Annotated in this window: 23 protein-coding genes; 7 read left to right on the top strand and 16 right to left on the bottom strand. The window is 71.6% G+C overall.

The annotated features are described in order from the left end of the window. Positions 1–104 precede the first annotated feature (104 nt). Positions 105–848 carry a class I SAM-dependent methyltransferase gene (locus AC07B0_RS11675; protein ID WP_356873710.1) on the bottom strand — a complete coding sequence of 248 codons (744 nt, stop codon included), beginning with the start codon at positions 846–848 and terminating at the stop codon, positions 105–107. A 257-nt stretch (positions 849–1,105) separates the two neighbouring features. On the opposite strand from AC07B0_RS11675, the gene AC07B0_RS11670 reads away from it, so the two are divergent. Then, positions 1,106–3,865, top strand: coding sequence for a SpoIIE family protein phosphatase (locus AC07B0_RS11670; RefSeq protein WP_478897764.1), 2,760 nt, complete (start codon positions 1,106–1,108; stop codon positions 3,863–3,865). A 28-nt stretch (positions 3,866–3,893) separates the two neighbouring features. On the opposite strand, the gene AC07B0_RS11665 is transcribed toward AC07B0_RS11670, so the two are convergent. Together AC07B0_RS11665 and AC07B0_RS11660 are read right to left on the bottom strand one after the other, a co-directional pair. Further along, a complete protein-coding gene (locus AC07B0_RS11665; RefSeq protein ID WP_356873713.1) occupies positions 3,894–5,057 on the bottom strand; it encodes a PP2C family protein-serine/threonine phosphatase in 1,164 nt (387 codons plus the stop codon). A gap of 171 nt (positions 5,058–5,228) precedes the next feature. Next, positions 5,229–5,807, bottom strand: coding sequence for a TetR/AcrR family transcriptional regulator (locus AC07B0_RS11660; RefSeq protein WP_469378199.1), 579 nt, complete (start codon positions 5,805–5,807; stop codon positions 5,229–5,231). A 91-nt stretch (positions 5,808–5,898) separates the two neighbouring features. On the opposite strand from AC07B0_RS11660, the gene AC07B0_RS11655 reads away from it, so the two are divergent. Next, on the top strand, positions 5,899–6,345 hold the full coding sequence (locus AC07B0_RS11655; RefSeq protein ID WP_469378201.1) for an anthrone oxygenase family protein: 447 nt from the start codon (positions 5,899–5,901) through the stop codon (positions 6,343–6,345). Between the two features lie 51 nt (positions 6,346–6,396). Here AC07B0_RS11655 and AC07B0_RS11650 read toward each other — a convergent pair whose 3' ends face one another. The 6 genes from AC07B0_RS11650 to AC07B0_RS11625 all read right to left on the bottom strand — a co-directional run bounded on the left by AC07B0_RS11650 (position 6,397) and on the right by AC07B0_RS11625 (position 11,393). Next, entirely contained in the window at positions 6,397–7,179 is a 783-nt protein-coding gene (locus tag AC07B0_RS11650) for a sulfite exporter TauE/SafE family protein (protein ID WP_356873719.1), read from the bottom strand. A gap of 136 nt (positions 7,180–7,315) precedes the next feature. Continuing rightward, complete coding sequence (locus AC07B0_RS11645) at positions 7,316–7,915, bottom strand: hypothetical protein (RefSeq protein ID WP_469378203.1); 600 nt, start codon at positions 7,913–7,915, stop codon at positions 7,316–7,318. A 229-nt stretch (positions 7,916–8,144) separates the two neighbouring features. Further along, entirely contained in the window at positions 8,145–9,434 is a 1,290-nt protein-coding gene (locus AC07B0_RS11640; RefSeq protein WP_469378205.1) for a tetratricopeptide repeat protein, read from the bottom strand. Between the two features lie 162 nt (positions 9,435–9,596). Next, positions 9,597–10,001, bottom strand: a complete 405-nt coding sequence (locus tag AC07B0_RS11635) for a type II toxin-antitoxin system PemK/MazF family toxin (protein ID WP_469378207.1) — start codon at positions 9,999–10,001, stop codon at positions 9,597–9,599. A 152-nt stretch (positions 10,002–10,153) separates the two neighbouring features. Continuing rightward, positions 10,154–10,546: a hypothetical protein gene (locus AC07B0_RS11630; RefSeq protein WP_478898188.1), complete on the bottom strand. Its 393-nt coding sequence runs from the start codon at positions 10,544–10,546 to the stop codon at positions 10,154–10,156. Between the two features lie 265 nt (positions 10,547–10,811). Continuing rightward, on the bottom strand, positions 10,812–11,393 hold the full coding sequence (locus AC07B0_RS11625) for a TetR/AcrR family transcriptional regulator (RefSeq protein ID WP_469378648.1): 582 nt from the start codon (positions 11,391–11,393) through the stop codon (positions 10,812–10,814). A gap of 98 nt (positions 11,394–11,491) precedes the next feature. On the opposite strand from AC07B0_RS11625, the gene AC07B0_RS11620 reads away from it, so the two are divergent. Further along, positions 11,492–11,941, top strand: coding sequence for a VOC family protein (locus AC07B0_RS11620; RefSeq protein WP_356873729.1), 450 nt, complete (start codon positions 11,492–11,494; stop codon positions 11,939–11,941). A 30-nt stretch (positions 11,942–11,971) separates the two neighbouring features. Here the strand turns inward: AC07B0_RS11620 and AC07B0_RS11615 are convergent, their stop codons facing one another. The 3 genes from AC07B0_RS11615 to eno form a co-directional block, all read right to left on the bottom strand. Continuing rightward, positions 11,972–12,397, bottom strand: coding sequence for a hypothetical protein (locus tag AC07B0_RS11615; RefSeq protein WP_478897760.1), 426 nt, complete (start codon positions 12,395–12,397; stop codon positions 11,972–11,974). A 136-nt stretch (positions 12,398–12,533) separates the two neighbouring features. Next, positions 12,534–13,547 (bottom strand): AraC-like ligand-binding domain-containing protein, encoded by a 1,014-nt coding sequence (locus AC07B0_RS11610; RefSeq protein ID WP_478897758.1) that lies wholly within the window; start codon positions 13,545–13,547, stop codon positions 12,534–12,536. Between the two features lie 247 nt (positions 13,548–13,794). Further along, positions 13,795–15,102, bottom strand: a complete 1,308-nt coding sequence (gene eno / locus AC07B0_RS11605) for a phosphopyruvate hydratase (RefSeq protein ID WP_469378214.1) — start codon at positions 15,100–15,102, stop codon at positions 13,795–13,797. Positions 15,103–15,264: 162 nt separating this feature from the next. Here eno and AC07B0_RS11600 point away from each other — a divergent pair, with 162 nt between their 5' ends. Then, positions 15,265–15,687 (top strand): MarR family winged helix-turn-helix transcriptional regulator, encoded by a 423-nt coding sequence (locus AC07B0_RS11600; protein ID WP_478897756.1) that lies wholly within the window; start codon positions 15,265–15,267, stop codon positions 15,685–15,687. Positions 15,688–15,813: 126 nt separating this feature from the next. Here the strand turns inward: AC07B0_RS11600 and AC07B0_RS11595 are convergent, their stop codons facing one another. From AC07B0_RS11595 to AC07B0_RS11585, 3 genes are all read right to left on the bottom strand, one after another. Then, positions 15,814–16,635, bottom strand: coding sequence for an APH(3'') family aminoglycoside O-phosphotransferase (locus AC07B0_RS11595; RefSeq protein ID WP_469378216.1), 822 nt, complete (start codon positions 16,633–16,635; stop codon positions 15,814–15,816). A 39-nt stretch (positions 16,636–16,674) separates the two neighbouring features. Continuing rightward, positions 16,675–17,226 carry a hypothetical protein gene (locus AC07B0_RS11590; protein WP_469378218.1) on the bottom strand — a complete coding sequence of 184 codons (552 nt, stop codon included), beginning with the start codon at positions 17,224–17,226 and terminating at the stop codon, positions 16,675–16,677. 154 nt (positions 17,227–17,380) lie between these two features. Then, entirely contained in the window at positions 17,381–17,980 is a 600-nt protein-coding gene (locus tag AC07B0_RS11585; RefSeq protein ID WP_469378220.1) for a TIGR03086 family metal-binding protein, read from the bottom strand. A gap of 267 nt (positions 17,981–18,247) precedes the next feature. On the opposite strand from AC07B0_RS11585, the gene AC07B0_RS11580 reads away from it, so the two are divergent. The 3 genes from AC07B0_RS11580 (at position 18,248) to AC07B0_RS11570 (ending at position 20,019) form a co-directional block, all read left to right on the top strand. Next, complete coding sequence (locus tag AC07B0_RS11580; protein WP_478897753.1) at positions 18,248–19,384, top strand: barstar family protein; 1,137 nt, start codon at positions 18,248–18,250, stop codon at positions 19,382–19,384. Between the two features lie 23 nt (positions 19,385–19,407). Beyond that, positions 19,408–19,536, top strand: coding sequence for a hypothetical protein (locus AC07B0_RS11575; protein WP_356873747.1), 129 nt, complete (start codon positions 19,408–19,410; stop codon positions 19,534–19,536). A 102-nt stretch (positions 19,537–19,638) separates the two neighbouring features. Beyond that, the gene (locus AC07B0_RS11570) at positions 19,639–20,019 is read left to right on the top strand and encodes a protease inhibitor I42 family protein (RefSeq protein WP_478897752.1); all 381 of its coding nucleotides are present in this window, start codon (positions 19,639–19,641) and stop codon (positions 20,017–20,019) included. A 151-nt stretch (positions 20,020–20,170) separates the two neighbouring features. Here the strand turns inward: AC07B0_RS11570 and AC07B0_RS11565 are convergent, their stop codons facing one another. Continuing rightward, positions 20,171–21,319, bottom strand: a complete 1,149-nt coding sequence (locus AC07B0_RS11565) for a DUF475 domain-containing protein (RefSeq protein ID WP_478897750.1) — start codon at positions 21,317–21,319, stop codon at positions 20,171–20,173. Positions 21,320–21,442 lie beyond the last annotated feature (123 nt).

The raw sequence follows: 21,442 nt of genomic DNA, 5'->3' as shown, positions 1-21,442 counted from the left end.
AGCCCCACCCCGAACCCTGACCGGAGCCGGCCCGCCCGGGGTGTGCGCCCGCGCCTCCTGACCCCATGGCCGGGGCGGTCAGGAGGCGCGGGCCGCCGACGCCGTCAGGCGCGGCAGCGCAGCATTTCCAGCGGGGGGTTGGCGTAGAGGTCGGCCCAGTGGTCCGCGCCGAACGCGCGTACGCCGGCCTCGGACACCTCGACCGGAACCCAGGTCAGCTCACTGAATCCGGCCGCCTCCAGGCACTTCTCGTAGACGTCGCGGCGCGGGCGGTTGGCGACGAACGACACCGGCGGGTCGAGCAGTGCCGTGGTCCGGACCCGCGGCCCGGTCTCGCCTTCCTCCCCGGTGAGCTCGCTGCGGAAGCCGTACCTCTCCGGGGACGGCCCGTCGAAGCGGAAGTCGGGCGACTGGTTGAGCAGGAACAGCTCGGCGCCGGGCTTCAGGCTCCGGTGGATGCGGCGGCACATCAGCTCGGTGGTGGCGATGTCCGGCGCGTAGTTGAGCAGCTGGACGGCCAGGCCCACGTCGAAGGGCTGCTCGAAGGTCCGCAGTTCCGACACGTCGCCGACCTCGTACCGCACGCCCAGCGGACTCTGCTCCTCCAGCTTCTGCGCCACGGCGACCATCTCGCCGGAGATGTCGATCCCGAGGACGTCGGCGGCGCCGCGCCGCTTGAACTCCCGGCTGTAGAAGCCGGTGCCGGAGGCCAGGTCCAGGACCGACTTGCCGGTCACGTCCCCGACCAGGGACAGGAAGCCGGGCACCACCGCGTACTGCTCCAGGGGCAGGGCCTTGAACCCCTCGTAAGCCTCGCCGATCTCGTCGTACTGCTGCTGCGCACTCATCGTGCCGTCCTCCCCGTTCGTTGCACCATGTCATCGGCCCCGGCCGCCCGTGACCGGGACGGGCCGTGGCCTCTGGCTGGAAGTCTCTCCCAACCTGGCAGAGCGTCAGGCTTGGCGGAAACCACGAAAATACGGTCACCGTCCCGGCCTCCCGCACAGCACCGTCCCGGCCTCCCGCACAGGCGGGCCCCCTGGTCGCGACCGGATCCGGGGCCGCAGCGGACGCTCCCGGCCACGCCGAGTGCTAGAAAGGGAGTATGTCCGGGTTCGGTCGGTCTGCGGCCCCGTCGCCACGCGCATCCCCGGGGCCTCCCCGGCGCTCCTTCCTCGGGGTGCGCAGCGTCGCCGGCCAGGTCCTGTTGCTGCAGGTGGCGGTCGTGGTGCTGCTGGTCGCCGCGGCCGTCGGGACGCTGATCCTCGAAGCGCGCGGCGAGAACACGCGCGAGGCCCGGGACCGGTCGATGGCCGTGGCCGAGACGTTCGCGCACGCTCCCGGGACGGCCGCGGCCATGACGAGCACCCACCCCAGCGTCGTGCTGCAGCCGCGCGCCGAGCAGATCCGCAAAGAGACCGGCGTGGACCTCATCGTCGTGTACTCCCCGCAGGGAATCCGCTACACGCACCCGGACCCGGCCCTCATCGGGGAGCGGGTCCCGGGCGGTGGCGAGGTGCCGAAGGAGGCCCAGACGCAGATCGACGAGACCACGCAGGGGCTCGCCGTGCTCTCGCTGGTCCCCGTCATCGGGCCTGACGGCTCGGCCGTCGGTACCGTAGGGGTCGGGATCACCGTCCAGAGCGTGAGCTCCGTGGTCAACCGCCAGCTCCCGGCCCTCCTGGGGGGAGCGGCGATCGTGCTCGCGCTCGGTACCGCCGGTTCGGCGCTGGTGGGCAGGCGGCTGCGGCGGCAGACCCACAACCAGGACCCCGCGGAGATGGCCCGCATGTACGAGCACCACGACGCGGTCCTGCACGCGGCCCGTGAGGGCGTCCTCATCGTCGGCGGGGACGGCCGGCTGCTGCTGGCCAACGACGAGACGCGGCGGTTGCTCGGACTGCCCGCCGACGCGGAGGGGCGGAGCATCACCGACCTCGGCCTCGGCCGGGACCTCGTCGCGCTGCTGACCTCCGGCCGCAGTCCGACCGACGAGCTGCACGAGGCCGGTGAGCGGCTGCTGGCCGTCAGCGTGCGGCCGACCGGCCCGTACGGCGGGCCGCCCGGCAGCGTGGCGACGCTGCGCGACACCACCGAGCTGGAGGCGCTGGCCGTCCGGGCGGAGGCGGCTCGGACCCGGCTGCGGCTGCTGTACGACGCCAGCGTGCGCATCGGTACCACCCTCGACGTGGTGCACACCGCCGTGGAGCTGACCGAGGCGGCCGTTCCCCGGTTCTCCGACTTCGCCAGCGTCGATCTGCTGGAGCCCGTACTGCGGGGCGAGGAACCGGTGGGACTGGACATGCGGAGGATCGCCCTCGGCGCCATCCGGGACGACCACCCGCTGTATCCGCTCGGGCGGCTGATCAGCCTCGCGCCGAACAGTCCGCAGGCGTTCGGCTTCGCCAGCGGACGTACGGTGCTGGAGGCGGAGCTGCCCGATTTTTCCGGCTGGCAGGAGCAGGACCCCGCACTGGCCGAGGTGATCGTCGGATTCGGCATCCATTCCATGATCACTGTGCCGGTCCGGGCCCGGGGCGTCACCCTCGGCATGGCCTCCTTCTGGCGCTCGGAGAAGTCCGGGGCGTTCGACGACGAGGACGTCTCCCTGGTCGAGGAACTGGTCGCCCTCGCGGCGGTCAGCATCGACAACGCCCGGCGCTTCACCCGCGAGCACACCACGGCCGTCACGCTCCAGCGCAGCCTGCTGCCCAGTGCCCTGCCCGAGCAGGACGCCGTGGAGGTCGCGCACCGCTACCTGCCCGCCAAGGCGGTGGGCGGCGACTGGTTCGACGTCATCCCGCTGCCGGGTGCCCGGGTCGCCCTGGTGGTCGGGGACGTGACCGGCCGGGGTCTGCAGGCCGTGGCCACGATGGGCCGGCTGCGTACCGGCATCCACAACTTCGCCGCGCTGGACATGGCCCCCGAGGAACTGCTGGCCAGCCTGGACGACCTGGTCGTCCGGACCGACGAGAACCGGCCGGCCGTCGGGGACAGTGCCCAGATCATCGGGGCCACCTGCCTGTACGCGGTGTACGACGCGGTCAGCGGCCGCTGCACCGTGGTCCGGGCCGGTCATCCCGGGCCCGCCGTGATCCTCCCCGACGGCACCGTGGACTTTCCCGAGGTCCCGGCCAGCCCCCCGCTGGGCCTGGGCGGCCTGCCGTTCGAGGCCGCGGAGCTGGAACTGCCCGAGGGGAGCGGGCTGGTCCTGTTCACCGACGGTCTCGTCGCAGGACCGGAGCGGGACGTCGGCACCGGTCTGGACAGGCTGCGGGGCGTGCTGTCCGGCGTGGCGGGGGAGCGGAGCCCGGAGGCGATCTGCGAGGCCCTCGTCACCTCCATGGTGCCCGGCGACCGCAGCGACGACACCGCGCTGCTGGTGGCCCGTACGCGGCTGCTGGACCCCGCCCGGGTTGCCCGGTGGGAGGTACCGAAGGATCCCGCGGAGGTCGGCCGGGTACGTGCCTCCTGCGCGCGGAAGCTGGAGGAGTGGGGTCTCGACGCGGTCGGATTCACCACCGAACTCATCCTCAGCGAGCTGATCACCAATGCCGTCCGGTACGGCTCCGAGCCCATCAGGGTGCGGCTGCTGTACGACCGGAGCCTGATCTGCGAGGTGTCCGACGGCAGCAGCACCTCACCGCACCTGCGACGGGCGGCCATGACGGACGAGGGCGGACGGGGCCTGTTCCTGATCGCCCAGATGGCGAAGAGGTGGGGGACGCGCTACACGGCCCAGGGAAAGATCATCTGGGCGGAGCAGGTCCTGTACCCGAGCGGGGCGGACGGGGCGGACGCCGTGGGGAGGGCAGGCCCGGAGGCCGAGCTGCCGGCCCTGTGGGACGACGTACCGGCCCTGTGAGCAGGCCGGACGGGGCCGGACCGGCTCCTCATGGGAGCCGGTCGACGACGATCATCGCCACGTCGTCCGCCAAGTGCCCCTCGGTGTGGCGGATCAGTGCCTGGTGGAGTTCGTTCAGGAACTCCTGCGGGGAAGTGCCGGCCCGGATCCGTTCCAGGGTCTCCGGCAGGGGGAGGAATTCGTTGTCGCGGTTGCGCGCTTCCATGACGCCGTCCGTGTAGAGCAACAGGCGGTCGCCGGGCAGGAACGGGTAGCTTTCGGGTCTCGCGGGAGGCCCGGTGTAGAGGTCTTCGAGGCCGAGGGGCGGAAGCGGACAGGAGGGCGTCAGGGCCCGAACGCTGCCCTGGCGTAGCACCAGCGGAGGGGGATGGCCGCGGTTGACCAGCTGTACCACCTCGTCTTCCGGAACCTGGGCGACGAGGGCGGTGGTGAACCCCTCCATGAGCACCTCGGGAAGGTCGGCCTGGGAGTACGTACCCGGTACGGCGGCCTCGCGCCGCAGGGCGGCCGAGCAGTGCTCCATGACCTCCTGCAGCTCGCCCTCGTAGTGAACGGCCTCCCGGAACGCGCCCAGCGCCACCGCGACCGCGCGGATGGCGGACAGCCCTTTCCCGCGGACGTCCCCGACGATCAGCCGGACGCCGTAGCGCGTCTGCACGGCCTCGTACAGGTCGCCGCCGATCTGCGCCCCCGTACCTGCCGCGAGGCACAGGCTGGCGGCCCGTACCCGTCCCAGGAGCTCGGGGACGGGCCGCAGGACGACCTCCTGGGCCGCGACCGCGATCCTGCGGACCTGGTCGAGCTCGCTCTGCCTGCGCGTGCGCACCGCGTTGCTCAGGATGACACTGGCCACCGACACGACGGTGATCCCCAGGAAGTTGCCGATGATCAGCTGGGTCTGGGTTCCCCAGGACTGGTTGTAGGTCGCGGAGGTCGCGTTCACACCAGCGGCGAGGGCTGCCGCGGTCAGTGTGCCCATGGGGCCCATCGTCAAGGCCGCCAGGGCCGGCGTCGTGGTCAGGATGGGGCCGGTGACCAGGTCGTGTGCGGGCGAGAGCTCGATCCCCAGCACGCCCAGCGCGATCGCGAACGGCGCGCAGCGCGCCAGCGTGAACAGGACCTCGCCATGACCGCCGGCTCCCGGTCGGGAGGACGCCCCGGGCCTGATCGCTGAGCGAGGTTGGGACCTCATGGGAACAGCCTGCCCCGTGGAACCTGCCGGGGCCTCCGGAACCCTGTGACCTGCGGCGCGGCCTGCCGCCCGCTGGCCGACCCGGGCCGTTTCGGCCGTTCGGCCGTGAGGGGAGCCCGGCCGGATGCTGACCGTCCCGTCCGGGGTCCGGCTCTCCGCCCGGACGGCGCGTCAGACCACGGCGAGCCGGTCCACGAGCAGCTCGACCCTCCGTTCGGCGTCCTCCGGCGGCAGCCGTCCCGCCCGGGTCAGGGTCGCCAGCCCGTGCAGGGCCGCCCAGAACACCTCCGTGAACAGTCCCGGGTGGACACCCTCCCCGGCGACCTCGCCGAGGCTCTCCAGCAGGGCGGCGAAGGCGTCCTTCAGCGGTGCCGGGGTGTCCTCCCGCGCGAACGCCAGGCCGCCGTCGAGCTGGAACATGGCGTCGTAGAGCGCCGGGTTGCGTTCGGCGAAGTCGAGATAGGTGCGGGCGAGGGCGACGACCCGCCCGCGCGGGCCGTCCGCGGCGGCAGCCGCGGCCCGCAGCGCCGCGGCCATCTCGGCGGCGCCCTCGAGGGCGACGGCGCCGATGATCTCGCGCTTGCCGCGGAAGTGGCTGTAGAGGACGGGCTGGCTGTACTCGATGCGCTCGGCGAGACGGCGGGTCGTGACCGCGTCCCAGCCCTGCTGCTCGGCGAGTTCGCGGGCCGTCGCCACGATGAGACGTTCGCGGCCCGCCCGCTCGCGCTCCTTGCGTTCCTGTACCGACATGATTCGATCCTAGCACCGCTAGACAACAGAGCGGCAGTAGTACTAGCTTTGCCTCATCGGCTAGCACTGCTAGATCCCCGGAGGGGTCATCATGCTCAACGCACTTCAGGTCTTCACCACCGTGGTCGTCGGCCTGATGGTGGGGGTGGAGTTCTCCGTCGCCTTCGTCATCAACCGGATCCTGAACGCCCTCCCCGAGGACAGCGGCCAGCTCGGCCGCGCCCACGGGGGCCGGATGCTCGGAGCCGTGATGCCGGTCTGGTACATCGGCTCGCTCGTCCTCGTCGCGGTCTGGGCCGTCTCCGGATGGCGCCACGACGGCACCGGCCTCGTCGTCACCGCCGGAGCGCTGCTGATCCTCAGCGTGGTCATGTCGCTCCTGCTGCTCGTCCCGATCAACAACCGGAGCAAGACGTGGACCCCCGAGAACCGGCCCGAGGACTGGAAGGAGCAGTCGAACCGCTGGGACCGCTACCACTACGTCCGCGTCGCCGTCATCATCGCCGCCTTCGCACTGCTGGTCACCGCCCTCGCCTGAGCCCGCGGCCCGCCACGCTCCCTGCGGGCCGGCAGACGCTGGAGCGCCCGGTCAGGTGAGGGTCTGGACGAGGTACAGGGCGCCGACGCCGGCGGCGAGGCCGCCCAGGAGCAGGCGCAGGAAGGTCTCGGGGAGGCGGGGCTGGAGGCGGGCGCCGAGGTAGCCGCCGATGAGCCCTCCCAAGCCGCAGGCCAGGCCGAGCCACCAGTCGGGGGCCACGGGCCCCGTGCTGGCCCTGGACAGCACGGTGTACGCGGCGGCGCCGGCGACGGAGGTGGTGAAGGTCGCGGCGAGGGTGGCCGGTGCGATGCGGGCCAGGGACATGCCGCGCGCCGCGAGGATCGGCCCGAGGAGGGAACCGCCCCCGATGCCGTAGATCCCGCCGACCACCCCGACCGTCAGGGCGAGGGAGGCGAGCACGCGTGCCGACGGCTCGGCCGGCCCCGGCCGCCGGCGGGTGGGGCGCAGGGTGCGCAGGCACAGCCATGCACCGAGCGGGAGCAGGAAGGCGGCGACCAGGATGCGGAAGACGCCGGGGCCGGGGAGGGCGAAGACGCGGACGGCGGCGCCGACGATGACGCCGGGCAGCGTCCAGGCGACGAGACGCCGGGCCAGGTCGTCGCGCAGAGCGCCGTCACGGCGGTAGCGCCAGAGCGCGCCCGGCCCGGCAACCACGTTGAACAGCAGGTTCGTCGGGGTGACCGAGGGGCTCGGCACGCCGAGCACGCTCAGCTGGACCGGCAGCAGGAAGACCGCCCCGGACACCCCGACCGGGGCGGTCACGGTCGAGATCAGAAGGCCGGCCGCGAACCCTGCCCAGACCGTCCACTCCACCGTTGCCCCTGTTCCTGTTCCTGCCGCTCCTTGATCGCCCCGTCAGTATCGACGGAGCCGGTGGCGGGATCGCGAACCGGCAACGAGATGTTCACGAGCGGCAGGTACGGCCCGGCTCGCAGGCGCACGTGCCTGATCAGCCCTTGAACGGCTGGTTCGTCTCTCTCGGCTTGTCTGCGGCGGGAGCCTGCTCGGTGGCGAGCAGGGCATGCGCCATGTAGTTCGCGCTGAGGGTCCGCGATCCGGGGTGTTCGCGGGTACGCGCCGCGTACAGCTGCTCGATGAGCGGTTCGTCCCCGGGCTCGCTCGCCCGATCCGGATACGGTGTCTCCCCGCACCGCTCCTGGACGTGGCTCACGAGGGCGTAGACCTCGTGGGTGTCACTGGAGTCGGCGCAGCCGGGGCCGGGCAACCGCATGCCCAGGGCGAGACGCTGGGCCACGCCTTCGGAGACGGCCCGGGCGAGGATGCCCTCCCGTTGGCAGGCGATGGCCTGCGCGGCCCACGCTCGCATGGAAATCGAGCGCGCACAGTGGATCGTGCGGTCGCGCATGGCGCCGTACCGATCGTTGTCTGCGAGGGCGGCGTCGAGAAGGGCACGCATCTGCTCGATCGCGGGTCCGTCTTCCCAATGCAGGCTCCACACCGCCCCCCAGGCGTGGATCAGGTTCACACCGACGTCGGTGGCATCGCTCAGGTGCCGGGCCAGGAGACGGGCCTGTCGGCTGCGACTCACGCTGCCACCTCCATGGCGACCGCCCCGTCCGGGGACGGAGGCTTGATCGTGACAGGAAAGTCCAACGGCATGGTCGGCGCCCTTCTTCGTGAATGGTTCAGGCAAACGCTAGGGCGTGCCACTGACACCGACCGGCCGTAAGGCGGGGGACCGGCTCGGCTGCATCTGGCCCTGTCGCATCAGCGAGCGCCGGCGGTTGCCCTCGTACGAACTCCGGCTGCTTCGCCGCTCAGTGTTCGTGCGTCACCTGAGCCAGCAGCTCACGGATCTCCCGCAGGCTCATCCGCGTACCGGGGTCGGAGTCCCGCTCCTCGATCTGCGCGAAGTGGTGTTCGGCCGTGGCCAGGTCGCCGCGCTGCCGGGCCAGTCGCCCGGCGAGGCGGTGGCCGGCGAGGTGGCCCGGGTACTCGGCGAGGATGTCCGCGACGAGTGGCGCGGCCTCCTCGTCGCGCTCCGCCTCGACGAGCAGCTCGGCCAGCTCGGGACGGGCGTCGACGCGCCGTCCGAGCGGTCCGCGCGGTGGGTCGAAGTCGCCGGAGCGCTCCACCGCGCGGCGCAGCCACTGTTCGGCCTCCGAGGTGCGTCCGAGCCGGCGCAGCGCCCTGCCTAGGTGATACGCCGCCTCGGGGATGTCGTTCTCCCACGCCTTCACGAGCCACCGCTCGGCCTCGGCGTACCGCCCCCAGCGCACCATGCTGCGACCGGCCAGGAACGCGGGCCGCGCCAGACCGCCCTCGGCGGAGCGCACGTACCAGCGCTCCGCGAACTGCGGGTCCCCTCCCCGCTCTTCAGAGGCCCAGCCGACGCCCCAGGCTGCCCTCACGTGACCGAGGTCCGCCGCCTTCAGCGTCCAGATGCCGGCGGCCCGCTCGTTCTTCGCGTGGGTGTGGATCCCGGCGATGCTGTACGCAGCCCCCGCGTCCCCGGCCTCGGCGGCCGGCCCGAAGTACGGTACGAGCAGGGTCTCGTCGGCATGGCAGTCCTGCAGCATGCGGCCGAGCTTGAGCAGCGCGCGCGGAGTGCCGGTCTTGCGGTACCAGTCGGCGGCGTCGGGCAGCCGGTAGAGGCGGTCGAGTGCATCGGCGTACGCGAAGCACTCCTCGACACCGCCGGACTCCGCGGCCGTCCGCAAGTCGGGCAGGCGCGCCGCGAGTTCGGGGTCGGGCAGTAGGGCGGGGTCGGCGCGAATCGCCGCGATCTCCTCGAGCTGCTCGACGAACATCTTGGGCAGGCCGCCGTCTTGAGCGTTCTCGTCCTCGGCGTCGCCGGTGAGACGCAGCCATCGCTCGGCCTCGTCCAGCCGACGCTGCACGATGCCGATCAGACCGAGGTAGAAGCGGGCGTAGTCGTGACCATCGGGTGCTGCGGCCGCCGTCTCGAACCAATGCTCGGCCCTGCGCTGGTCACCGCGCTCGAAGGCCCAGACACCCATGACGAAGGCCGCGCCGGAGTAGCCGAGTTCGTGCGCCCGTACGGCCAGGGCGCGCGCCTCCTCGATCCGGTCGCTGTCGCGGGCCACCAGGAGGGCCTGCTCGACCAGGGTCTGGTGCGAGCCGACCGCCGCGGCTCGCGCGTACTCCAGCCGACGATCGTGATCTCGTTGGTGAAGGGCGCCGAGGCGACACTCGGACAGCGTCGACCATCTGGCCGGGACCGCCCACGCCGTCGGCTCCTCTTCCCCCTAACCGAGTTCACCGAGACGTAGGGCGTCCCTGATCTCGCTGAGCTTCGCGGTCGTCGCCGGGGTCTGCTCCTGCGCTTGTCCAGCGAGTCGGAGGGCATCGTCGATCTCGCTGAGCTTCGCCGGGGACAGGACGGCCGCCCGCTCTATCAGGTCGTCCCGCGATACAGTGGTCAGCCACGTGCAAGGGGTGAAGCCTGGACGCGGGAACGCGAGCCGCAGCACGCCTTCGAACGGCAATCCTTCACCGGCGCCCACCCTCACTTCGATGCCCAGACCGCTCATGTCGACGCCCGCCGGAGCGACGACCTGCATCACCCGGATCCCGGACGCGTCGTCTCCCGACAGCAGTACGACCAACCTCCGCTCGTCGAACCGGACCCACCAGACTTCGCCACGTTGCACAAGTCCTCCAGAGCGGTGGCCGCAGGTCACAGCGTAGACCCCGCCCTCTGGCAGGAGGCGTTCGAGGGCCTGATGAGCCGGATCGCGGGACGGTTCACGCGGGTACGGGGTGGAGCATCTGCACGACGACGGGGCGGTGCTGGTGGTCGTTTTCAGGAAGCCCGGATCGCCCGCTCGATCTCCGCGCCGGTGCGGACCACGATGACCGGCCACTCGTCCCTGAGGGAGACGGGCAGGAGCTCGCGGTCCTCGTCCCGCTGGACCATGGTCGGCCCGCCCGGGACGACGAGCACGGCATCCAGCCGGCGCAGCAGGACGGCCAGGAGGTCCATGATCCCGTCCCCTCCGAAGCGGTTGAAGGTGATGCCGGTCGGGTCGCTGAAGTACACACCCGCTTCCTCCCCCTCCGCCGTACTCACCAGCAAGAAATCCGTCTCGGGGTCCCGCGCCACCACGTAGGGGCCGAGGACCTCGCGTGCGGCACTCATGTCCAGGGGCGCCGGCTCACCGTTCTCGAACCGCAGCACGAAGATGTCGAAACTCATGGAGTCCTGGAGTCCTTTCCAGCGTCAGGTCGAGGTGTGGAGCAGGAGCCTGACCTGCTCCGGGAAGGTCCAGAGGGTCGCGTAGACCCTGCCTTCGTGTAGCCGCTCCGCGCGGCCGACCGGCCTGCTGAGCACGGCCGCGAACCATGCCGCGCACCGCTCCGCGCTCCTCGCGGCCCTCCGCCAGATCCTCGTCCCAGAACCAAGGGTTGCCGTCCATGGTGTGATCGTAGGACTCCATCACGAAGGTGTACGCGCGCGAGGGTCAGGCCGGGACGCGCAGTCCTGCCAGGAGCCGGTCGAGCGCCTGCTCCGCGGCCTCCGGGTCCCCGCCCCGCGCGATCCACAACGCGGCCTCGTTCATCGCCCCGGAGAGCAGCCGGGCCAAGGGCTCGACCGGCTGCTCGGCGATGATCCCGGCCGCGGCGAGGGCCGTCAGGGCCTCCGCGAGGTGCCGGGCGGAGGACGCCTCGTCCATGGTCCTCCACTCGTCCCAGCCCAGTACGGTCGGGGCGTCGACCAGCAGGATCTGCCGCACCGCCGGGTCGGTCCCCGCCGCCAGGAAGGCCCGGCAGCCGGACCGCAGTTGCTCCCAGAGGTCCGCGTGCCGTTCGGCCGCGGTGGCGACCCGCTCGCCCAGTTCCCGCTGGACCTCGCGGACGACGGCCCGGAAGAGCCCCGCCTTGCTGTCGAAGTGGTGATAAGCGGCGCCCTTGGTGACCCCGGCTGCCCGCGCCACTTCGGCCAGCACCACGTGGTGGTACCCGTCGGCCGCGAACCGCCGCTGCCCTTCGGCCAGCAGCGCCTGCCGCGTGGCCGCCCGCTGCTCCGCCCGGTTGACCGCCATCGCGCGCACCGCCCTTTCCGTTTCGCGTACCGGGGGTATGCTAACGCCACGGTTCACATACCCGAGGTATGTGAAATGGATCCGGAGGACCCCCTGCCATGACGAACGAACTCCCGGCCGCGCCCACGACCGAGCTCGGCGGCTTCTACCCGGTACTCGCGACCCGGGACGTGACGGCCTCCCGCGACTTCTACACCCGTCACCTCGGGTTCGAGGTGACCTTCGAGGCGGACTGGTACGTCAGCCTGCGCCGGCCGGACGCCCCGCAGTACGAGCTGGCCCTCCTCGACCACGCCCACCCGACCCTCCCCGAGGGCCACCGGCACCCGCTCCGGGGCGGCCTGCTCCTGAACTTCGAGGTGGCGGACGTGGACTCCGAGCACCAGAGGCTCGTGGCGGAGGCGGGCCTGCCCGAGGTACTGCCACTGCGCACCGAGGAGTTCGGCCAGCGCCACTTCATCCTCGCCGCGCCCGACGGCGTGCTGATCGACGTCATCACCGTCGTCCCGCCCGGCGAGGAGTACGCCGCCCAGTACACGAACGCCTGATTCCCGGGGCAGCCTTCGGGGCCGCGGGGGTCAGCGTGCCTGGAGCTTGCTTCCGATGTCGTAATGGGCCGAACTGTCGAGCGTGATGGCCTTGCCGTACGTGGCCCTGGGGGAACCCTGTGTCTCCAGCGAGCAGTTCTCGGAGTAGTACCCGTCCTGCGGGGTCAGAGTGCAGTCCCAGGAGTACCAGCCGCTGTTGAGGGCGATGCTCCTGCCGCCGTCGATGCAGGTGTAGCCGTCCTGGCAGGTGTACACCTGCCAGGTGTACGTCGCGGCGACGAGGTAGATGTCCCTGTGCATGGACACGGATGCCATTCCGGAGTTCGGGGCGTTGGTGAGCCAGCGGGTCTGCTCGACAACGGCGGGCGCAGGAGCGGCCGTTGCCGGTGCCGGACCGAATGCCAGAACAGCTGCGAAGACCGCGATGACGGCGCCGAGCCTGAGTCGCTTGCCCATGTGTGTGGTGATCCCCCGTCGGATTGGTGCGGTAGACGGCTGGGGTTCCGGCCCGGACCTTCGTCACGGTCCCTCGCGGGCGCAGCCCCAGCTCAAATGCTTGCAGAGCGGCGGCTTCCGGCCCCGCCTCTCGAACCTAGGCGTGCGTGGCGGTTCGCCCTGTGCGTGGAGTGCACGACTCCTCGACATCCCGTGCGATCTCGCACCGAGGGACGGCCGTCCGGTATTCAGTGGGAGTCATCCCGTACACGTCGCGGAACATCCGGCTGAACGCGCTGGCACTGGAGAAGCCCCAGCGGGCCGAGATCGTCTGCACGGGATGGCCGCGCCACTCCGGGCGACCGAGTTCGGCGCGCGCACGTTCCAGCCGGCCCTGGCGGATGTAGCCCGCCACGCTGACGGGCTGGTCACTGAAGAGGGAGTAGAGGGAACGCAGGGATATGTTGTGCCGGTCCGCGATGGCTTGGGGCGTCAGGTCCGGGTCGCCCAGATTGTTCTCGATGAACCGGGTGACCCGTTGACGGGTTTCCTGGGCGCGGGCTTCGGCCGGCGCCGCGTCGGGGGTGCCGAGTTGCTGCGCCAGGCAGGCGGTCGCCAGATCCAGGGCGATGGACCCCATGCTCGCCAGCTCCGTCGGCCCGCAGCTCGGGCCCTGGACGAGCAGGGTCCTCAGAAAGCCGCCGAGGATCGCCCCGGTACCCCTGTCACCACGGATGCGCTGCCCCAGGATGCCTTCCACCCTGTCGTGCCGCAGCGGCAGGAGGGAGCGGGGAACCTGCAGAATGGCGACCGTCGACCGCTCGTCGATGCTCGCCCCCTCGCTCGGGCGCGAGGTGTCCGTCAGGACCAGGTCCCCTACGACGAGCGACTGGTGGCTCCGCTGGGCCACCTGGAAGGCGCCCCGTGTGACCAACGCCAGCTGGAACTGCTCGGGATCGCCCCTGCGTACATGAGCCGACGTACGGCGCGACAGCACCGGGGAGAAGGTGAGCGCCGACAGCCGCACGGAACCGAGCTCCAGGTCGGCGACGTCCGCGTGGAAGTCGGACGGACGACTGGTGCTGAGGCTCACGGGCATGACGTGGTCCGACACCGCGTCACAGAACCACTCGAACCTCTCGAACCTTTCGAACCTCTCGGCGGAAGCCATGCCCTCACTCCTCGGACCCGCTGATCCCACGTACCCCTTGCTCCCCCCCAGTGCGCCAACGATTATCCGCCATGGCCGAGGTGCACTCCGCGGGGTGTACGACTTCCGGCCGGTCCCATCCGGTTCCCGGTCCCATTGGGTTCCCGGTCCCGCCCGCGCGCCGGCCCCGGCAGGCTGCCGACACGCGCGGCGGGCCCCCCGATGACGATCGGGGGGCCCGCGTGGTTCTGCTACCCCTGCCCGCTGTTCACGCCCGGCGCAGTGCGGAGCGGCCCGCGTAGCGGGCCGAGTCGCCCAGCTCCTCTTCGATCCGGATCAGTTGGTTGTACTTCGCGGTGCGGTCGGAGCGGGAGAGCGAGCCGGTCTTGATCTGACCGCAGCCGGTCGCCACCGCCAGGTCCGCGATGGTGGTGTCCTCGGTCTCCCCCGAGCGGTGCGACATGACGGCCGTCCAGCCCGCCTGGTGGGCCGTGGCCACGGCGGCCAGGGCCTCGGTCAGGGTGCCGATCTGGTTGACCTTGATCAGGATCGAGTTGCCGGCGCCGGTGCGGATGCCCTCGCGCAGCAGTGTCTCGTTGGTGCAGAACAGGTCGTCGCCGGTGAGCTGGCAGCGGTCGCCGACCCGGGCCGTCAGTTCGCGCCAGCCCTCCCAGTCGTTCTCGGCCATCGGGTCCTCGATGGACACGACCGGGTAGGCGTCGATGAGCTTGGCGAGGTAGTCGGCGTTCTCGGAGGGCGTGCGCCGCACTCCCTCGCCCGCGTAGTCGTACACCCCGTCACGGAAGAACTCCGACGACGCCGGGTCCATGACCAGGCCGATGTCCGTGCCGGGCCGGTAGCCGGTGCGCTCGATGGCGGCCACCACGAAGTCGAGCGCCTCCTCGGCGGTACGCAGCGCCGGCGCGAAGCCGCCCTCGTCGCCGACGCCCGTGGAGTGCCCGGCGGCCAGCAGGTCGCGGCGCAGGGTGTGGAAGACCTCGCTTCCCATGCGGACGGCTTCGGCGAAGGTGTCCGCGCCCACGGGCACGATCATGAACTCCTGGAAGTCCAGCGGATTGTCGGCGTGGGCACCACCGTTGACGATGTTCATCATCGGCAGCGGTAGGAGATGGGCGTCGGCGCCGCCGAGGTAGCGGTACAGGGGCTGCCGGTGGGCCGCCGCGGCGGCCTTGGCCGCAGCGAGGGAGACGCCGAGGATCGCGTTGGCGCCGAGCCGGGACTTCGTGGCGGTGCCGTCGAGGGCGGCCAGCGCGGCGTCGAGACCCGCCTGGTCCGCCGCGTCCCGGCCGCGCACGGACGCCGCGATCTCCCCGTTGACATGGGCCACCGCGCGGTCGACGCCCTTGCCGTGCCAGCGCGCCGGGTCTGCGTCGCGCAGTTCCACGGCCTCCCGGGCGCCGGTGGAGGCGCCGGAGGGGACGGCCGCGCGCCCCAGGGATCCGTCCGCCAGGACGACATCGACCTCGACCGTGGGGTTGCCCCGGCTGTCGATGATCCGGCGGGCGGTGACGGTCTCGATGGCGGCGTCGACGGTTCCGACTGCCTTTTCGGACATGGGAGGTCCTTCCCGTTGTCATGTGCCGTGGCCCCGGCTGCGACAACGCTGACGCTGAGCCCGACAAGCCAAACACTACAGCAATGCTGCACAGTTTGGCTGTGCAGCATTGCTGTGCAGGTCAGGTGCGCAGCGTTGCCGGGGGTCGGGGTAAAGTGCCCTATGCCCACCCCGGAAGCCGCCGCCATCGCCACCGAACTGCGCACCGCGATGGGCAAGCTCACACGACGTGTCAAACACGAGGACCACATCCCGCTGGGCCAGGCCGCCGTCCTCGGTGCCCTCGACCGCAACGGCGCCATGACCACCAGCGACCTCGCCGCCGATCAACGCGTACGCCCTCAGTCGATGGCCCGGGCGGTGGGCCTGCTCATGGAGCAGAACCTGATCACGCGCCGGGCGCACCCCACGGACGGCCGCAAGTCGCTGGTCGAGCTGTCGGACGGGGGCCGGACCGCGCTCGAAGCGGAACGCGGCCGCAGGGCCGGCTGGCTCGCACTGGCCATCGAGGCCGAACTTACCGACGAGGAGCGGGCGTTGCTGGCGCGGAGCGCCGCCCTGCTGGAGCGGCTCGCCGCACGCTAGTGCCGTGACCGGAAAGGTCCACCCCGTTGCGACGCCGGGTGCCCGGGCGGGCCCGGCGCTGCGCCCGGGGTCCCGAAGGCCGTGTGCGGGATGCGGGCGGCCCGGTCCGACGAGCGGGACCGCCGCTCAGCCCCAGGTCAGCGGGTCGAGATGGAGGTAGAAGCGGAGGCGGTCGTGGTCGAGGGGACTGCCGTACCCCTCGGCGAACTCCCTGTCCGCGGCCCGAGCCCGCTCCTCGTCCGGCCACGTCTCCCGCGCGCTGGTGAGCAGCAGCGCCAGGTCGGCGTGGCGGTCGGCCAGCCCGAGGCGGCCCAGATCGACGAAACCCGACACGTCCAGGGTCCGCGGGTCGAGGAGGATGTTGGGCAGGCACAGGTCTCCGTGGCACACGACCGTGTCGGCGGCCTCCTGCTCCCGTCGACGGGTGACCTGCGGGACGAGACGGGCCAGCAGCTCCGCGGCCGGCGTGTGCTGCTGCTCGACGGGAAGGAACTCCGGGTTCACGGCCCCGCGGGACACGACCTCGCGCGCCGTCGCGACCATCCCTGCCACGTCCCGCCGGAACGGACACCGTTGCACGGGAAGGGCGTGCAGCGCGCGGACCGCGTCCGTGACGCGTCCCCACGAGGCACGCAGGTCCGCGGCGGCCACCTGGTCGGCGGGTACGCCGGACACGGCCCCGGTCACGAGGCAGGCGCCCGCATCACCGGAGCGCCAGTCCAGCACCCGTGGCCCCGGGATGCCCTGGTCGCCGAGCCATGCGACCCGGTCGCGTTCGGCCTCCAGGTCACCCGCGTCCGTCGCCACCACGCACTTCGCGTACCGGGTGCCGTCCGCGCTGCGGAAGACGGCGGCTCCCGACTCGCCCGTGCTGACCGGCAGCCAGCCGCCCTTGCCGCCGTCCGGCAGCACCGGCGGGACGGTCCGGGATCCGGGACGATCACTCATGGCGGCCACTTTAGGCGGATGGCGGACGGATGCGCTCCCTCACATCGAGGAGCCCCGGTTGCGGTTGGCGAAGGGGAGCGCCCCGTGCAGCGAGGTGAACTCTGCGATCAGCTCCGCCTCGGCGCGGCCGGGAGGCGGCTCGGCCACGGTGCGCCAGGCGACCAGGAGCGTGCCGGAGTCGGCGAGTTGCCAGATGTAGTCGCCGCCGCTATGGCCGGCGTTGCGGCCCTCGCCCTGGCGACGGTAGGCGTTCAGCCGTTGGCCCAGCCCCTGGCGGCCGGCGGCCTTGCCCACGTACACCACGTGGGCGCCGGGCACCCAGGCGCCGTTCAGGGTGGCGGTCGTCGCAGTGGGATCGCGGCCCTTGCGGTGGCCGGCGGGGCTCCGGGCGAGGAAGACCGGGGGTGAGGTGGTGGGACGCAGCACCACGTAGATGCCCGTCCCGGCGGGGACGGCGCTGTGGGGGAGGTCGGCGAACGGCACGAAGCCGACGAAGCCCCGCTCAGCCAGCGTCGCCGGCGTCAGGGGCGCGGGGCGGCCCGTTGGGACCGGGGCGAGGGCGCTGTCGGCAGGTTCGGGTTCGGGCGTCATCGGGTGTCTGCCTTCGGGCTGGAGCGGAGGTACCGGCTGGCTGACGGACCCCCGCCATGGCACCGGGGCCGGAGAGGGGGCGGGTGACGACGTCCGGCGGCGAGCTCCGCCAGCCCCGCCGGGGTACGCGGTTACCCGGCACCCGGCACCGGCCTCACGCTTCGGGCCGGGCCCAGTCGGCGGTGCGGCCCAGGTGGGCGAGGAGGGAGGCGACGGGGTCCGTTGCGGGGTCCGGGGCCGGGGTGAGGGCGGGGCCGAAGGCGAAGCCGCGCAGGGGCTCGACGAGGAGGTCCGCGGTGGGGCGCAGCGCCGAGGCGAGCTCGGGGGTGAGGGGGGAGCTCTGGCCGGTGGCGACCGCGATGTCCCAGGCGTGGACGGCCGCGTCGAGGGCGGCGGCACCAACCGCGGCTTCGGCGGTGACGGTGAACGGCGGCAGCGGGACGGCCACCTCGGCCGTCCCGGGAGCGACCCCGGCGAAGGCCTGGGCTGCGGCTTCGAGTGCCGGCTCCAGAAGGTCCGCGGGGGTGCCGGACAGGACACCGCTGGGCTGGAACGGGTCCTCCGCCGGCCCGGGGCCGCCCGTCAGCCGGGACGCGTAGGCCAGCTGGTCGCCGGCCGCGTGCTGGAGCACCTGGGTCACGTTCCACCGGTCGCAGGGCGTCGGACGGTCCCACCCCTGGGCCGTTATGCCGACGGCTACGGAGCGGAGCGCGGCGTGCGCCTGGTCGAGCAGGTCCCATTTGGATGTGGTCATGCCCCCGACCCTATCGACACGCTTCCGCCAAGGTGACGTATTCCAAAGCTGGTTGACACCCGGACCTGCCCGCGACCGGTCGCACCACCGGGCGGACGGAGGTGGCCTCGGCGCCGGTCTGGCCTGCGGCCCCTCCGTGCCGGGCCCGCCGCGGTCCCCCCTCCCGGCCCGGGCCGGGAGGTCCGTATCGTAGGCGCGAAGGCCGTTCGCATGTTCGGGGGTTGGGTGCGCGTCGCAGATCACGTCGGGTGGGACCGGGGTTTCCCGGTGAAGTACCTCCTGGTCCGGGAGGACGAAGACGGTGTCGAGCAGCTCTGGGGGAGGTGTGCGGGCGTCGACGGGTTGTTCGTCGATCCGGTCCCGCTGCCACGGGAGGTGCTGACCCTGCGCGGATGCAGTCCCGAGGGCATTCTGGGCGATGTCCTGGCCGAGCCCGACGTCTCGTTGCGCAGTCTGGGCGATCTCTGCGTCGAAGTCTGGGACGACGAGCAGCCCGTGCAGTGGTGGACCCTCGTGGATGCGGTCGTGGTGGCCCATCAGCCTCACGCCGCCGATCCGGCCCTGTACGACATCGTGCTCGGCGCCGGAGTCAGGAAGGACGAGAGCTTCGTCGAACTGTCCGCACCCACGCGGTTCGAGCTCTCCGGGGGAACGACGGCCGCCGCCGCACGTCCGAGCCGGTGCTCCGCCGTCGACGGCTTGTTCGAGCCGCGAGACGATCCGGCCCCCGTCCCGATGGAGCTGATCGGCTGCGAGGCCGTGGAGCCACTGCTCGTAGGGACGCAGCAACCGCGCCGCTGGGCACGTGACTGGGCCGAACTCCTGGTACTGGATCGGCATGGTGGCGTGATGGCCTCCCGCGTCGTGGGCCTGGCCATCGACGGAGCGCGCCCGTCCGTGCTCGGCGACGGGCTGGAGGACATCACCCTCACCGACGGCGGCGACGGCCGGCCGTCGCCGGCGGTCCGCCCGGTCTGGGAGAAGTGGTGTCAGGGCCCGCCGTCGGAGCCCAACGTGTGGGCGGCGTACGACGCGCAGGGCAGGGCCGAGTGGTTGGAACTCTCCACGCGTGCCTGGCGGGTGCCCGCGCCCCGGCCGGACCGGTCCGGCGGCGAGTACCACGTCGACGGCCGGTTCGTCACGGACGTGCCCGGGCTGCACTGCGCGATCGCCGAGGCCCTGCTCGGACCCGGCCGCTACTTCGGCCGGGAGTGGAACGCCTTCGCGGACTGCCTGGCCGGTGGATTCGGGGTGATCCCGCCCTTCACCCTGATCTGGCACGACTCCGAGGTCGCACGCCGCGCACTGGAGGACGGGGCGAAAGACGCGGGGGAGCGGCTCCCCTACTTCGAGGGGGTCGTGCGGCTCCTCGAACGGCGCGGAGTCACGGTCCTGCTGCGGTGACCGTCATCGCCCAGGAGGGTGACATGCTTCAGGTGTACGACCCTTGGGGCTCGACCACCTGGGTCAGTGAGGACGACGTCATCAACGGCTACATGGGCAAGGCTTCGAACAGTGATCTCCCCAACGCGTACAGCGCACGTCTTCCGCGGTAGCAGGGGCGGTGCGGCGATCGCGGCGTCCGCGCTTTCGCCACGGGCTGCGGCTCCGGCACCGGCGAACCGATCGACGGCTCCACGAGCACCGCGAGCCGCCCGGTGAACGACACCAGCATCACTGCCGAGCCGGGCGAGCGCTTCACGCTCACCGTCGACCAGAACGCCTCCACCCGCGAGTACTGGTACCTGGTCGACCCCGAGCCCGACAGCTCCGTGCTGGTCAGCCGCGGCCGGGCCTACGCGTCGGACTCCGGCGACGAAGCGGTCCCCGGTGCCGGCGGCCGGCTCACCTTCACCTTCGAGGCCAAGGGCAAGGGGACCACCCGGTTCACACTGCTGCACTGCACTTTCACGACCTGTCAGGGCAACACCTCCACCGTGCCCCCCGAGACGACCGGCCCCTCCGCCACCCCGACCACCGGGGCGAGCACCCCCTCCCAGGCACCCGAGCGCATCACCTACACCGTCACCGTCAGCTGACCCGGAGCAAGCGGCCACGTCAAACGAGAGGCGGGCCGGCCACGTCACCGACGCGATCCCCGGCCAGGAGCCATGCCCCTGGCCGGTCACGCTGATCGCGGACCCGCAGTACGCCGAAGGTGCGGGCAGTGGCAGGCGCCGGCGGCCCGGCTCAGACGCCGGAGGAGACCTCGGCCATCTCGTCGGAGCCCGCGCCCTTCGCCTCGGCCGCGGCTAGCCTGCGGTTGCGCCGGACCGAGGAGACGAAGGACCAGGCGATCAGGAGGACGCCGACGAGGCCCGTGATGACCTCGGGGATCTCGTACTGGATGGTGACGAGCAGGATCACGGCGAGGGCGCCGATCGCGTAGTGGGCGCCGTGCTCCAGGTAGACGTAGTCGTCGAGGGTGCCCTGGCGGACCAGGTAGACCGTGAGCGACCGGACGTACATCGCGCCGATGCCGAGGCCGAGCGACATCAGCACGATGTCGTTGGTGATCGCGAAGGCGGCGATGACACCGTCGAAGGAGAAGGACGCGTCCAGTACTTCCAGGTAGAGGAACAGGAAGAACGCGGCCTTGCCGGCCATCACGACCGCCGGGACCTTCGAGCCGCTCGCCCTGGCCGCTTCCTCGGCCTCGTGCTCGCGCTCCTCCTCTTCCTCGAGCCTGTTCTCGAAGTAGCCGGAGAGACCGCCGACGATCAGGTAAGTGATCAAGCCCGCGATGCCGGAGATCAGGACGGTCTCCGACTTGTCCGCGTGGACGCCGCCGTACTGGTGGGCGTTGGTGGCGAAGGTCATCGCGGAGACGAGCAGCACGATGAGCGCGATGCAGACGGAGAGCATGTCGATCTTGCCGAGCTTGGCGAGCGGACGCTCCAGCCACGCGAGCCACTTGAAGTCGCGGTCCTCGAAGATGAAGTCAAGGAAGATCATCAGGAGGAACGTCCCGCCGAAGGCGGCGATCGAGGGGTGGGCGTCGGTCACCAGCTGCTGGTACTTGTCCTTGTCGTCCAGCGCGAGCTGTACCGCTTCGATCGGCCCGATCTGGGCACTGACGGCGACGATCACGACGGGGAACACCAGGCGCATGCCGAAGACCGCGATCAGGACACCGATGGTGAGGAAGATCTTCTGCCAGAAGGCGTTCATCTTCTTCAGGATCCCGGCGTTGACCACGGCGTTGTCGAAGGACACCGAGATTTCAAGGATGGACAGGATCGCCACGACGCCGAAGCCGGCCCATCCCCCGTATAACACCGCCGCGATCAGGCCGAGCGCGGTGACCGCGAACGACCAGCCGAACGTTTTCAGAAGCATGGGCCACCCAATCGTCGTGTGCGGGGCTCCCCGCGCCGTACATGGCTTTGCGAAACGTTGACCCTGAAGTCTAGAGCCGACGCCCCGCAGCCCTGACCCATTACCCGGCCGGCGGTCTCACAA

Source organism: Streptomyces sp. NPDC044704 (assembly GCF_056433525.1).
Note: the sequence above shows the minus strand (reverse complement) of the source record. Positions and strands in the feature narration are given on the sequence as shown.